The sequence below is a fragment of the Seonamhaeicola aphaedonensis genome (assembly GCF_003386195.1).
In the GTDB taxonomy this organism is placed as follows: domain Bacteria; phylum Bacteroidota; class Bacteroidia; order Flavobacteriales; family Flavobacteriaceae; genus Seonamhaeicola; species Seonamhaeicola aphaedonensis.
Map to the genome: position 1 here is coordinate 1 of NZ_QRDX01000002.1, position 13,728 is coordinate 13,728.

Consider the following 13,728-nt stretch of genomic DNA (forward strand, 5'->3'; position numbering starts at 1 on the left):
ATATACCTCAGTGATATGTGGGAAACGCCCCCAGAACTTCATGATTTCGTTATGGAAGAATGCTCTAAAAAAGTAAGCTTGTCCTAATATAACATTCTTTTCTACCGGAGTTAATCCTACCATTAAATCTTGGTTGGCTATAACGATATTAGCCTTACGGATACCCAACATACTACCACGCCATATTCTTGGTCTTTTCCTAGCTTCAGCATTATTGGTGTCTCCATCTTGACCTTGGTGCGTATTCTTACCAAGATAAGCGAATCGTTGACTCACCCAATTATCTAACTGACCTCGATCTACGGCACCACTAAACTGGCTACCCCTGTATGAGTCGTCCCCAAAAGTGTAATCCTGAAAGGAATGGCCCGAAGTACCATATTCAACTACTAAGTTGTACATTTCCTCTACAAATCCTTGAGAAGACTGAAAAGTTGCAAATACATCTGTAATGTCAATTTCAGCTTCTGGTGCTATATCCAGGTATTCCTCACATGAAACCGTTAATAGCAATAAACTTAAGACTAGAAATAGTCTTAATATAAAGTTTTTCATATTAATTATTATTTTATAAAGATCTTTTAGTTTAGTTAAAATTAGTCTTTTTTATAATAGATTTCACATTGTTAATAACTTTTTATAAAAATTATAAACCATTGATAAATAAGTGTTTGTGTCTTATTTATGAGGTGTTTATTGGTTAATATCCTAATTGATTAAATTTTAATTATGTATATTATTTGGTTTTTTTAATTTTTTTTATTTAATTAAATATAACTTGGTGAAAAGTTGGTTAAATAAGAAACAGGTTTTACTCAACCAAAGTTTATATTCCCTAAAACTTAATTCCTTAAAATGTTTCTTATATTTAGTTTCGAGATATTAAAAAACTATAATTATGAAAACACAATTTAGTATCTCAATTAACAATCCATGCAAAGCTCAGTTCAATACTTTTAACAAGACTTCAAACGGAGGGTTTTGTAATACTTGCAAAACAGAAGTTATAGACTTTAGAAGCATGACATTTACAGATCTTACTAGGTTCTTAAAACAAAACCATTCTGTTACTTGTGGAATTTTTAAATCATCTCAAATGAAAACACCATCTAACCTTTTAATTTATAAATCTAAAAGAGGTCTTAGCTACTTTAGCGCTTTATTAATAGCAGCATTTTCATTAGTTGCTATACAGAATGTACATGCCCAACAGAAAGGCACTTCAAATCAAGTTAGTCAATCAATTCAAACGGTTCAACAAGCAGATTTATTAACGGGAGTCGTTCTAGATCATGAAAACTTGCCACTACCAGGTTTAAGCATTGTTCTCAAAGGAACTAAAATTGGAACCGCTACAGATTTTGATGGTAAGTACACCTTTCCAGAAAAATTAAAAGAAGGAGATGTTTTAGTGTTTAGTTTTCTAGGTTACTCACCTAAAAAAGTAACCATAGCAAACAACCAAAAGATACTCAATGTAACCATGGAAGCTGAACTTGTAGAGCTCATGGGAGCTATTGACACCAATAGGCCCTACAAATCTAGAAAATCACTTTGGCAAAAGATAAAAGGTGTTTTTTAAATGAGGAAACTGATTTTATTATCATTTTTATTTGGTCTAAAACTTTTTTCTCAAGCAACAGATTTCAAGCATATTAGTTTTGAAAAAGCTGATAATGTTGCGAAGCAATTTAATGGGGCTTCTTTACAGAATATGCCAATATTGGTGAATCAGCTAACTTCAAATTTAGATACGGATGTTGAAAAATTTAGAGCTATCTATACTTGGATATGTCTGAATATTAAAAATGACCATAGTAACCATGTTTTGAATTTACGTAAGCGAAAGAAATTTCAGAATGATACTGTGGCACTGCAAAATTGGAATAACCAGTTTAGAGAAAAAGTATTCAGGAATTTAAAAAAGCATAAAAAAACAATTTGTACAGGTTATGCCTATTTGCTTCAAGAATTATCTTTACTAGCAGGCTTAAATTGTAAAATGGTTCATGGTTATGGGAGAACTGTTGCATCTAATATTCATGAATTAAGCATCCCTAATCATTCTTGGAATGTTATAGAATTAAATAATAAGTGGTATTTAACGGACCCTACTTGGTCTAGCGGATTTTTTCATATAGATGAGGGTTATTTTGTGGCTAACTTTAATGATGGGTACTTCTTAACAGATCCAGAGTTATTTGTAAAAAGTCATTATCCTTTAGAAAGTTCATGGAAATTAACCAGAAATTCTTTTACCATAGAAGATTTTTTAAACGGGCCCTTAGTGTATGGTAATGCGTTTAAATATGGGGTTAAACCTATTGGTCTCTCAAAAATGAAACTAGAAGTACTCCAAAATGACAGACTAAGTTTTAGGTTTGAAGTTCCTGAAGATTTTGATATTAATGCTCTGGAATTATTGGTTGGCAGTAATTCTGATAAGTCTCTTATTGAAGTATTTCAATTAAATAGCGGAAATCATATAGTTGAGTTTGAAAACACTTTTAAAAGGCGTGGCTTTTATGATGTTCATTTAAAACTAGGAGAGGATTTATTAGTGACCTACACAGTTAAAGTATTAAAAAATAAAAGCTAAATTAAAATACAGCATTAGTTAAATTACTTTTCTTACATTTAAGCTGAAAACAAGTTTTATGCTAAAGAAAGTATTTGGTAGTGCCGTTTTCGGAGTAGAGGCTACCACCATTACAGTTGAAGTTAATACAGATAAGGGTGTTGGTTATCATTTAGTTGGGTTGCCAGATAATGCCATTAAAGAAAGTAATTTTCGTATTGCTGCAGCTTTACAAAACAACGGTTACAGAATTCCCGGGAAGAAAATTATTATTAATATGTCTCCTGCCGATTTACGAAAGGAGGGAAGTGCTTACGACTTAACATTGGCTATTGGAATTTTGGCATCTTCTAATCAAATTAAAGCAGACGATTTAGATAAGTATTTAATTATGGGAGAACTATCGCTTGATGGTTCCTTGCAACCCATAAAAGGAGCCTTACCTATTGCTATTAAAGCTAGAGAAGAAGGCTTTAAAGGTTTTATCCTTCCAAGTCAAAATGCTAAAGAAGCGGCTATTGTTAATGATTTAGAGGTTTTTGGTGTTGATAATATTAAACAGGTTATCAATTATTTTGATAAAGAAGAAGTCTTAGAAAAGACTATTGTTGATACCCGAGAAGAATTTTACAAAAATTTAGAATTTCCAGATTTTGATTTTGCAGATGTTAAGGGGCAGGAGGGTATCAAGCGGTGTATGGAAATAGCAGCAGCTGGCGGTCATAATATTATTTTAATTGGTCCACCAGGCGCCGGAAAAACCATGTTGGCTAAAAGACTACCAAGCATTTTACCACCGATGACACTAAAAGAGGCTTTGGAAACTACCAAAATACATTCTGTTGTAGGGCGAGTAAAGGATAATACTGGGTTAATGGCTCAAAGACCTTTTAGAAGTCCGCACCATACCATTTCAGACGTGGCGCTTGTTGGTGGCGGTGCTTATCCGCAACCCGGGGAGATTTCCTTATCACATAATGGCGTGTTATTTTTAGATGAATTACCAGAATTTAAACGTTCTGTATTGGAAGTCATGCGTCAGCCTCTGGAAGATAGGGAAGTCACTATTTCCAGAGCAAAATTTACGGTTACTTACCCATCTTCTTTTATGTTAGTTGCCAGTATGAATCCAAGTCCGGGAGGTTATTTTAACGACCCCGATGCACCCGTAACATCAAGTCCTGCTGAAATGCAACGGTATTTAAGCAAGATTTCAGGCCCTTTATTGGACAGAATTGATATTCATATTGAAGTAACGCCCGTGCCATTTGAAAAACTATCAGATGATAGGAAAGGGGAATCTTCAGTAGACATAAGAAAGCGCGTAACAGCTGCCCGAGATTTTCAAAGTAAGCGTTTTCAAGATAACCATAAGGTGCATTACAACGCACAAATGAATACCAAACAAATTAGAAAATATTGTGTATTAGATGAAACTTCAAAACAACTTTTAAAAACTGCTATGGAACGATTAAATTTATCAGCTAGAGCCTATGACCGTATTTTAAAAGTAGCGAGAACTATTGCTGATTTGGAAGGTTCTGAAAATTTAAGTGGCGCCCACATTAGCGAAGCCATTCAATACAGAAGTTTGGACAGAGAAGGGTGGTTGGGGTAAATTAAAAAAGTAATTTATGAAAAGGTATTTTATATTTTTTATGTTGTTCGTTTTGATTTTCTCTTGTAATAATTCAAAAAAAGAGGAAAACAAAACTTTACAAACTGTAAATGAACAAACTACTGAGATAATTCCAAAACTAGATTTAACTCAAGCTAACAAATTAGCTGAACTACCCCTACATTGCATGAATATTGAGTATCCTAACCGTTTATCACAAACATTAGGAAGTGATAAAGATTTAAAACCTCCAACAGAATTACACCCTGCTTTTTATGGTTGTTTTGATTGGCATTCATCAGTACATGGGCATTGGAGTTTGGTGAGCTTACTAAAACAATTTCCTAATCTCGATAAAGCTAAGGAAATTAAAGAACGGTTACTTATTAATATTTCCAAAGAAAATATTGAAGCCGAAGTTGCTTATTTTGATGGGGAACATAACAAGTCTTTTGAACGTACTTATGGGTGGTCGTGGCTATTAAAACTAGCAGAAGAATTGCACACTTGGGATGATGATTATGCAAGAGTTCTAGAAAATAATCTACAACCTTTATCTAATATAATTATTGATAAGTATATCGAATATTTGCCAAAACTAAATTATTCATTACGGGTAGGTATCCATACAAATACGGCTTTCGGATTGTCCTTTGCATACGACTATGCAGAAACAGTTGGTCATGAACCTCTAAAAAATGCCATAAAAGACAGGGCTTTGTTTTTCTTTAAAAATGACGAAAATTGCCCCATATCTTGGGAGCCAAGTGGGAGTGATTTTTTATCGCCGTGTTTAGAAGAAGCTGCCTTAATGAAGCGCTTAGTACCTGAAGATGAATTTAAAATTTGGTTAAACGATTTTCTCCCTCAATTAAAACAAAAAGATTTTGATATGGAAGTAGGAATTGTTTCTGACAGAACCGACGGACAATTGGTGCATTTAGATGGGGTAAATTTTTCAAGAGCATGGAATTTATTTAAAATAGCAGAGGGTTTGCCAGAATATAGTCATCTTAAATCCTTAGCAAATAAACACATCAACTATTCCTTACCCAATATTTTTGCAGATGATTATATGGGAGGACATTGGTTAGGTAGTTTTGCTATTTACGCATTGAATTCTTCCAAATTGTGATAATATTTTGTTAAACATTAACCAATCAGTTGTTCTTTTAAATACCGAAGTTTTATTTTTATATTTTAATCAAAATAACTCTAACTAATGAAACTCTGTAATACGTTTGTAATATTTGCTATATGTTTTTCTATAAGTTTAGGATTTTCTCAAAAACCGTTAATTAATACACCTGCTGTAAGCCCAGACGGGCAAACCATAGCTTTTAATTTCCAAGGCGACATTTGGACAGCCAATATCAATGGTCAGAATCCAAAACGTTTAACTGTACACGAGGCATATGACACTAAACCAACTTGGAGTGCTGATGGTAACTACATTGCTTTTGTAAGTGAACGCTTTGGTAATTACGATGTTTTTGTAATGCCAGCAAACGGTGGTGCTCCAAAACGCCTAACTCACCATTCTACAATTGATATTATTACAGACTATACACCTGATGGAGATTTGTTATTTTCTACACGTCGCAATTTTGTGCAAGTAGAACGTGAATTTGAAACCCATATAATTAATGAAAATGGTGGTACACCAAAGCGTTACTTAGAGACTACAGGTTTTGATGTAAAATTATCTCCAAACGGAAACTTCGTAGTTTTTGTAAAGGGTAGCTGCAGATTAGAAAGAGAGGCTTACAAAGGCCCCGCTAATAGAGATCTTTGGTTATACAATATCAAAAATGAAACCTACACACAATTAACAGACTATGATGGAAATGATTTTTATCCCCAATGGGGAGATAATAATACCATCTACTTTCAATCGTCAAGAAGTGGTAAATATAACGTTCATAAATTGCATATTAATGATGCGGGAGAGAAACAAGGAGCAGTTACTCAAATCACTAATTTTTCGGATATGGGGATTTTCTCTTTCCAACTCAGTAGAAATGGAACAGATTTGATAATGACTAAAGGAAAAAGTGTTTATTTGGTAAATACTCAATCTAAAGCTAAAAAAGAAATCAATATAAATATAGCTTCAGATTATAGATTTAATCCTGTGGAACATAAAACATACAGTAGTGATGTAGATGATATTTCAATTTCACCAAATGGAAAGTATGCAGCTTTTAATATAAGAGGTGAAATATTTATTAGGGAAACAGATAAAGAAAAAAGGCATACCGTTAATCTAACGCGCTCTTCGTTTAGAGATACCGATGCCACATGGTTAAATGACAGTACATTGTTATTTGTGTCTGACAGAGATGGACAAAAAGATTTGTATTTGATAAAATCTGACAATGCAAATGAATCAAATTTACTTAAAACCTTAAAGTATAAGATTGAAAGGATTACCAAAACTTCAGAGGATGAACGTAATTTAGTACTATCACCTAATAGAAAATCTATAGCTTACAATTTGGGTAGGGGACAATTAATTGTAGCAGAGATTGACCATAAAGGTAGCTTATCTAACAAAAAGACCTTGTTAAATGGTTGGGCAACAGCTGATGGTGTTACTTGGTCTCCAGATTCAAAATGGTTGGCTTATAGTTTGAGTGATTTAGATTTTAATTCAGAAATCTACATACATAAAGCTGATAACTCTGCTAGACCAGTAAATATTTCTATGCATCCAAAACAAGATAGAAGCCCTGTTTGGAGTCCGGATGGAAAGAAATTAATGTTTTCTTCTAATAGAAACAACAGCGATTATGATGTTTGGTTTACTTGGTTAACAAAAACTGATTGGGAAAAAACCTCTCAAGATTGGGAAGAGGATAGTGGTCAAGAGAAAGATAAAGACAAGAAGGATGAGAAAAAGAACGAGAAAGATAAAATGCCCAAAGTAGAACCTGTAATCATTGATTTTGAAGATATTCATGAGCGTCAAGTTCAGGTAACCTCATATTTAGGAGGTGAGTTTGGTCAGTTATTTTCAAAAGATTCAAAAACTATATACTACACTACAGGTAATGGTAGCAGAGGTGATGCGCAAACTGAATCTGATTTATTTAAGATTACTTGGGATGGAAAAGATAAAAAGGTCTTAACGACAAATGACACAAGGCCTTCAAACATAACTACGGATAAAAAACTATCAAAAATATATCTCACTAAAAAGGGTAGTTTATCAAGTTTGAATTTGTCTAACGATAAGATGGAGTCGTTATCCTTTTTAGCAAAGTTAGATATTGATTACAACGTTGAGTTACAGCAAATTTTCAATGAAGCTTGGAAAGCAATAAATGATGGTTTTTATGATTCTAATTTCCATGGTCAAGATTGGAATAGTCTTAGAAAAAAGTATGAGCCTTTAGCGATGAGTGCTTCTACGCGAAATGATTTTCAAACTATTTTCAATTGGATGCTTGGACAAATCAATGCGAGCCATATGGGGCTTTACCGCCTGGAAACTAGAGCGGATTTACAGAGCGAGCGTACTGGTTTGTTGGGTATTGAGTTTGAGCCAATGTCTAATGGTAATTTGAAGGTTACGTCTGTAGTACCCGCAATGCCAGCCGATAGAAGCGCGAGTGAAATTAATGTAGGGGATGTGATTACTGGAGTTAATGGTAACGAGTTAAATAAGTCTAGTAATATTTACGAATTTTTAGAAGGAACTGCTAATGAGAAAATCTATATAGAAATTGAAAAGGGAGGTGCTTTAAAGGAAATTGTAATTAGACCAAAAAGTAGCAATCAATTAGAGAATTACAATACTTGGGTAAAAGAACGCAAACGTTTAACAGATATATATTCTAACGGTCGTTTGGGTTATATCCACATACAAGGGATGAATTGGACAAGTTTTGAGCGTTTTGAAAGAGAGTTAACAGCGGCTGGATTGGGAAAAGAGGGTATTGTGATAGATGTAAGATTTAATGGTGGTGGTTGGACCACCGATTATTTAATGGCAGTTCTAAACGTCAAGCAACATGCTTACACCGTTCCAAGAGGTGCTGCTAAAAATCTAGACTCTGAGCATACAAAGTTTATAAATCATTATCCCTACAGTGAACGGTTGCCTTTAGCATCTTGGACAAAGCCATCCATTGCGTTGTGTAACCAAAACAGTTATTCTAATGCAGAGATCTTTTCACACGCCTATAAAGCATTAAACATAGGAACTTTAGTTGGTGCACCAACTTTTGGAGCCGTTATATCTACGAGTGGAATTGGTCTAATAGATGGGTCTTACGTAAGGATGCCATTTAGAGGATGGTATGTAAGGGAGACAAAATCTAATATGGAACTAGGGCCTGCGATCCCGGATATTGTAGTGTATAATAACCCAGATGATAAAGCCAAAAATATAGATACACAACTTAAAAGGGCGGTGGACGAATTATTAAGTCAATTAAAATAGTATCTTAGTTTTAAGAACTATTTAGATTGAAAAACTTCTTTAAAAACACAGGTCCTGGACCATTGGTAGCTGCGGCTTTTATTGGTCCGGGAACCGTTACCATTTGTACCATGGCAGGGGTCAATTTTGGTTTCACATTATTATGGGCCATGACACTTTCTATTCTTGCTACTTTAGTTTTACAGGAAATGGCAGCAAGATTGGGAATTATTTCCCAAAAAGGATTGTCTGAAATAATTAGAACGGAAATTAATAATCCTGTACTAAAATCTTTTACTGTTATTTTAATACTATCTGCAATAGTTATAGGGAATGCAGCTTATGAGGCTGGTAATATATCAGGAGGTGTTTTAGGTTTGGAAACTTTTACAGGCACAACCAAAATTGAATTACTTGGATTTTCAATAAACTTCCTTAGTGTTTTAATCGGTCTTATAGCGTTTATACTCTTATATTTTGGCAATTATAAGGTCATTGAGAGCGCTTTAATCACCTTGGTGATACTCATGAGTTTAGCTTTTTTAACTACCGCTATTTTGACCAAACCTAATATATCTAATATTTTTAAAGGAATGTTTATTCCAACATTTCCTGAGAATGGCTTACTCGTTGTTATTGGTTTAATTGGCACAACTGTAGTGCCTTACAATTTGTTTTTACATGCGTCTTTGGTAAAAGAAAAATGGAAACGTAAAAGTGATTTGAGTTTTGCTAGAAAAGATACTTACATAGCAGTTGTTTTAGGTGGATTGGTATCTGTTTGTATTATAATTTCAGCAGCTTCTATTCAAAATATGGATGTTTTGAACGCATCTGACTTAGCGAAAGGACTGGAGCCCTTGTTTGGAAATTTTGCAAAATATTTTTTAGCAATTGGCCTTTTTGCAGCTGGTATTACCAGTGCTATTACTGCTCCTTTGGCAGCAGCCTATGTGGCTTGTGGTTGTTTAGGGTTTAAGTCAGATTTAAAATCAAAAAAGTTTAGAGGCATTTGGATGTTTATACTATTATTAGGTGTGCTTTTATCTTCATTGAATATAAAACCAATTGATATCATTAAATTTGCTCAAGTGGCCAATGGTATTTTATTGCCAGTAATAGTAATAGTCTTGATTTGGATTATGAATAAATCATCCGTTTTGGGTGTTTACAGAAATAACATTAAGCAAAATATTCTAGGCATTTTTATCTTGTGTATAACTATTTTGTTATCAATATCGGCACTCAATAAAGTGTTTGGTTTAAATATTTTTTAATGGAATCTTGTGTGATAGATATTAATGCCGATGTAGGCGAAGGTATAGGTAATGAATCCGAATTAATGCCTTTAATATCGTCATGCAACATAGCCTGTGGAGGGCATGCAGGAGATGTTAATACCATGCATGAAGTAGTGCAATTAGCAAAAAAACATAAAGTTAAAATAGGAGCACACCCTTCGTTTCCAGATAGAGAAAACTTTGGACGTAAGAGGATGGATATATCTTGTGCAGCATTGATTACTTCATTGAAACATCAAATAAAAGACCTCTTAAGTATACTACATAAAGAAAATGCAACATTGCATCATATTAAACCCCATGGAGCACTTTATAACTTAGCAGCAGAAAATGAAAAGTTTGCTAATGTGATTATTGAAGTGATTAAAAGTATGGATAGACCAGTACAATTATATGTACCGTATAAATCTGTTATTGCAACATTGGCTAAAGAAAACAAGATTGAAATTACTTATGAGGCGTTTGCAGATAGAAACTATAATAATGATTTAAGTCTAGTTTCTAGGGAAGAAAATAATGCCATCATTACTGATGAAAACCAAATGCTGCAGCATGTTTTATATATGGTGAAAAATAAAATGGTGAAAACAGTTTCGGGAAAAGAAATACCAATTTTGGCAGAAACTATTTGTGTTCATGGTGATGGCCCTAATGTGATTAAAATGGTAAAAACTTTGAATAAAAAACTAGAAGTAAACGGTGTAAGAATCTGTTAATATATGTCTTACAATCTAACATATAAATCATTTGGTGAGCGTTCAATTTTAATTGAGTGGCCTCAGATTATAGATAAGGATATTCTATATGATGTACTGGCTTTCAAAGAAACTATTCAAAATTCAAATATTAAAGCGCTACCAGAGGTTAATAATGCATATAATTCACTATTAGTTGTTTATAGTTTGTTAGAGTTCAACTTTGAAAACAAGGTTAAAACTTTAAAAGAAGTCTATAAGAATTTAAAAAAAATTCATAAACCTACTTTCAATTTATGGAAGATTCCGGTTTGTTATGATTCCTGTTTTGGAATTGATATTGAAGCACTGGCAAATTCTAAAAACATATCTGTTGAAAATTTAGTAATACTTCACACTGAAACTTATTATACTGTTTATTTTATTGGATTTTTGCCTGGGTTTTTATATTTAGCTGGTTTAAATGAAGTACTGCATACACCAAGAAAAGCAACACCAAGGTTGAAAATAGAAAAAGGAGCTGTAGCTATTGGGGGAGCACAAACAGGGGTGTATCCTTGTAAAAGTCCGGGAGGTTGGAATATTATAGGCAATTCACCCATTAACTTTTTCAATATTGAAAATGAAGTACCATGTTTTGCTACTTCTGGAGACCAAATTCAATTTTATGCCATATCAAAACATGAACATGCAAATATTAAAACTCTAGTAGAAGCTGGTGTATACCAAATAGAAAGTGAGGTGATGCATGGTTAAGGTTTTAAATCCAGGCATCTATTCATCCATTCAAGATTTTGGCAGATTCGGGTTTCAGCAATTTGGGGTACCTTTATCTGGTGTTATGGACAAAAATGCAGCATCATTTGCTAATGCAATTATAGCCAATGCTAAAGATTTACCAGTTCTTGAAATAACTATGATGGGACCAAAATTACAGTTTGATTGCAATACATTAATCTGTATTTCGGGAGCGGATATGTCACCTAAACTAAACAGTATACCTTTTTCAATCAATAAGGTAATCTCAGTTAAAAAGGGAGACATTTTGTCTTTTGGAAGATTAGTTAATGGGTTTCGGTCGTATTTGGCAGTTTCTGGAGGTTTTAAAACGGATTATATAATGCAAAGTTACAGCATGTATTATGGAATAACTAAAAAAACGAAAATTGAAAAAGGTGATATTTTAGAGATTGAATCTAATAAGAAATCCTTAGAAAGCCATCATGCTTCTATCAAAGTTAATAATGACTATTTTAATTTGAAAGAGATAGAAGTGTTTAAAGGGCCTGAATTTGATAAACTATCAGAAGCACAAAAAAAAATCCTTTTTAATCAAGACTTTACTATCTCTAAAGATAACAATAGAATGGCTTATCAATTAAACGAAGAATTAGAAAACGATATAGAGCCCATCATCACATCTTTGGTGTTACCTGGAACATTACAGTTAACACCTTCTGGAAAGATAATATTATTAATGCGCGATTGTCAAACCACCGGGGGCTATCCTAGAGTTTTACAATTAAGTGAAGATTCTATAAATGCGATAGCACAAAAGTTTACAGGAAATAAAGTTTGTTTTAAGCTAATAAGTTAAGCGAGTTCTAGCGCAATCTCAATCATATCACTAAAGGTGGTTTCTCGGTCTTTGCTAGTTAGTTTATCTCCTGTAACTAAAGAATCGGAGATAGTTAAAATACTCAAAGCCTTTACATTATGTTTTGCTGCTACAGTGTATAAACCAGCTGTTTCCATTTCAACACATAGTACACCGAATTTCGACCATTTTTTGTAGGATTCAAAATCATCAGCATAAAACTCATCCGAGGTAAAAACATTTCCAGCCTTTATAGTAATATTTTTAGCTTCGGCAGCTTCAACCGCCTTTTGAAATAGGTCAAAATTTGCAGTAGGCGCATAGTCTGCTCCACCAAACCGCAGTTCATTTAAACCTGAATTTGAGGAGGCAGCCATAGCAAGGACCACATCTCGTATTTTAACATGTTCTTGATAAGAGCCAGCACTACCAACCCTAATTAGATTTTTTACACCATATTCATTAATTAATTCATGAACATAGATAGAAATAGAGGGTACACCCATACCAGTTCCCATAACAGATACTATTTTACCCTTATAGGTCCCCGTGTATCCCAACATACCTCTAACTTTATTAAAACAAATGGGGTTTTCAAGAAATGTTTCTGCAATCCATTTAGCACGAAGTGGATCACCTGGAAGTAAAATAGTTTCTGCAATATCGCCTTTTTTGGCTTCAATATGTACACTCATAAAATTTTAATAATTAGATTTTGAATTAGTTGTTCCTTCAACAATATCAATTCCAGATGAAGTGCCTATTCTATCTACGCCCAAATTAATATATTCCATAGCTGTCTTAGTATCTTTTATACCGCCAGAGGCTTTTATTTTAATGCATTTTTTGCAAACACTTACCATAATTTTTACATCTTCCTTTGTTGCACCTCCAATCCCAAATCCAGTAGATGTTTTAACAAAATCTGCTCCACTTTGAATGGCTAATTCACTGGCTTTTATAATTTCAATCTCCTCAAGATAGCAAGTTTCTAAAATTACTTTTAAGACGTTGTTTGGCATGATGGATTTTACAGATTCTATATCTTTCCAAACGGCATCAAAATCTTTACTTTTTAAAAGTCCAATATTGATTACCATATCAATTTCATCAGCCCCATCTTTTAAAGCAGATTTAGCCTCGAAAACTTTTGCTGGGGTAGACATGGCTCCTAATGGGAAACCAATAACACTGCATATCTTAATATCAGTTCCTTTTAATTGTTCTTTTGCCAAGGCTACATAACAGCTATTGACACACACCGAAAAAAAATGATACTTTTTAGCTTCATCACAAAGCTGTATAATATCAAATTTTGTAGCAGTTGCTTTTAAAAGGGTATGGTCTATATATTTGCTTAATGTATTCAAAACTATGTTAAAGTTAAAGCTATTTTAGTTCTAATCAAACACAAATGTGTGAATATTAAATTAGGCTTTTAAGTATATGTAAGAATGACTAATATCAGTTTAAAACAACAAAAAAAGCTATATTTTAAATATAGCCTTTAGTC

The 13,728-nt window shown here is 33.4% G+C and carries 12 protein-coding genes; 9 read left to right on the forward strand and 3 right to left on the reverse strand.

Annotated features, from left to right (window positions below):
- Positions 1-555, reverse strand: a 555-nt coding sequence (locus DFQ02_RS03795; RefSeq protein ID WP_147297728.1) for a RagB/SusD family nutrient uptake outer membrane protein, incomplete at its 3' end; no start/stop codon positions are given.
- A gap of 343 nt (positions 556-898) precedes the next feature.
- On the opposite strand from DFQ02_RS03795, the gene DFQ02_RS03800 reads away from it, so the two are divergent.
- From DFQ02_RS03800 to DFQ02_RS03840, 9 genes are all read left to right on the forward strand, one after another.
- Positions 899-1,582 carry a carboxypeptidase-like regulatory domain-containing protein gene (locus tag DFQ02_RS03800; protein ID WP_116039684.1) on the forward strand — a complete coding sequence of 228 codons (684 nt, stop codon included), beginning with the start codon at positions 899-901 and terminating at the stop codon, positions 1,580-1,582.
- The gene (locus DFQ02_RS03805; protein ID WP_116039685.1) at positions 1,583-2,599 is read left to right on the forward strand and encodes a transglutaminase domain-containing protein; all 1,017 of its coding nucleotides are present in this window, start codon (positions 1,583-1,585) and stop codon (positions 2,597-2,599) included. It begins immediately after the preceding gene.
- A gap of 58 nt (positions 2,600-2,657) precedes the next feature.
- Entirely contained in the window at positions 2,658-4,196 is a 1,539-nt protein-coding gene (locus DFQ02_RS03810) for a YifB family Mg chelatase-like AAA ATPase (protein ID WP_116039686.1), read from the forward strand.
- A 16-nt stretch (positions 4,197-4,212) separates the two neighbouring features.
- A complete protein-coding gene (locus tag DFQ02_RS03815) occupies positions 4,213-5,331 on the forward strand; it encodes a DUF2891 domain-containing protein (RefSeq protein WP_116039687.1) in 1,119 nt (372 codons plus the stop codon).
- A gap of 87 nt (positions 5,332-5,418) precedes the next feature.
- Positions 5,419-8,643 (forward strand): S41 family peptidase, encoded by a 3,225-nt coding sequence (locus DFQ02_RS03820; protein WP_116039688.1) that lies wholly within the window; start codon positions 5,419-5,421, stop codon positions 8,641-8,643.
- 26 nt (positions 8,644-8,669) lie between these two features.
- Entirely contained in the window at positions 8,670-9,899 is a 1,230-nt protein-coding gene (locus DFQ02_RS03825; RefSeq protein WP_181896342.1) for an Nramp family divalent metal transporter, read from the forward strand.
- On the forward strand, positions 9,899-10,639 hold the full coding sequence (gene pxpA / locus DFQ02_RS03830; RefSeq protein WP_116039689.1) for a 5-oxoprolinase subunit PxpA: 741 nt from the start codon (positions 9,899-9,901) through the stop codon (positions 10,637-10,639). The genes DFQ02_RS03825 and pxpA overlap by 1 nt, the downstream gene beginning before the upstream one ends.
- A gap of 3 nt (positions 10,640-10,642) precedes the next feature.
- Positions 10,643-11,374: a 5-oxoprolinase subunit PxpB gene (gene pxpB, locus DFQ02_RS03835; protein WP_116039690.1), complete on the forward strand. Its 732-nt coding sequence runs from the start codon at positions 10,643-10,645 to the stop codon at positions 11,372-11,374.
- Positions 11,367-12,215 carry a 5-oxoprolinase subunit C family protein gene (locus DFQ02_RS03840; RefSeq protein WP_116039691.1) on the forward strand — a complete coding sequence of 283 codons (849 nt, stop codon included), beginning with the start codon at positions 11,367-11,369 and terminating at the stop codon, positions 12,213-12,215. The genes pxpB and DFQ02_RS03840 overlap by 8 nt, the downstream gene beginning before the upstream one ends.
- Here the strand turns inward: DFQ02_RS03840 and deoD are convergent.
- Both deoD and deoC read right to left on the reverse strand, forming a co-directional pair.
- Positions 12,212-12,910 (reverse strand): purine-nucleoside phosphorylase, encoded by a 699-nt coding sequence (gene deoD / locus DFQ02_RS03845; protein WP_116039692.1) that lies wholly within the window; start codon positions 12,908-12,910, stop codon positions 12,212-12,214. The two genes, DFQ02_RS03840 and deoD, sit on opposite strands and share 4 nt — an antisense overlap.
- A gap of 6 nt (positions 12,911-12,916) precedes the next feature.
- Positions 12,917-13,585, reverse strand: coding sequence for a deoxyribose-phosphate aldolase (deoC, locus tag DFQ02_RS03850; RefSeq protein WP_116039693.1), 669 nt, complete (start codon positions 13,583-13,585; stop codon positions 12,917-12,919).
- Positions 13,586-13,728 lie beyond the last annotated feature (143 nt).

What these genes read in the sequence shown, in the direction of transcription:
- DFQ02_RS03800 (WP_116039684.1), top strand. Translation starts at nt 899, where the DNA reads ATGAAAACACAATTTAGTATCTCAATTAACAATCCATGCAAAGCTCAG.
- DFQ02_RS03805 (WP_116039685.1), top strand. Translation starts at nt 1,583, where the DNA reads ATGAGGAAACTGATTTTATTATCATTTTTATTTGGTCTAAAACTTTTT.
- DFQ02_RS03810 (WP_116039686.1), top strand. Translation starts at nt 2,658, where the DNA reads ATGCTAAAGAAAGTATTTGGTAGTGCCGTTTTCGGAGTAGAGGCTACC.
- DFQ02_RS03815 (WP_116039687.1), top strand. Translation starts at nt 4,213, where the DNA reads ATGAAAAGGTATTTTATATTTTTTATGTTGTTCGTTTTGATTTTCTCT.
- DFQ02_RS03820 (WP_116039688.1), top strand. Translation starts at nt 5,419, where the DNA reads ATGAAACTCTGTAATACGTTTGTAATATTTGCTATATGTTTTTCTATA.
- pxpA (WP_116039689.1), top strand. Translation starts at nt 9,899, where the DNA reads ATGGAATCTTGTGTGATAGATATTAATGCCGATGTAGGCGAAGGTATA.
- pxpB (WP_116039690.1), top strand. Translation starts at nt 10,643, where the DNA reads ATGTCTTACAATCTAACATATAAATCATTTGGTGAGCGTTCAATTTTA.
- DFQ02_RS03840 (WP_116039691.1), top strand. Translation starts at nt 11,367, where the DNA reads ATGGTTAAGGTTTTAAATCCAGGCATCTATTCATCCATTCAAGATTTT.
- deoD (WP_116039692.1), bottom strand. Translation starts at nt 12,910, where the DNA reads ATGAGTGTACATATTGAAGCCAAAAAAGGCGATATTGCAGAAACTATT.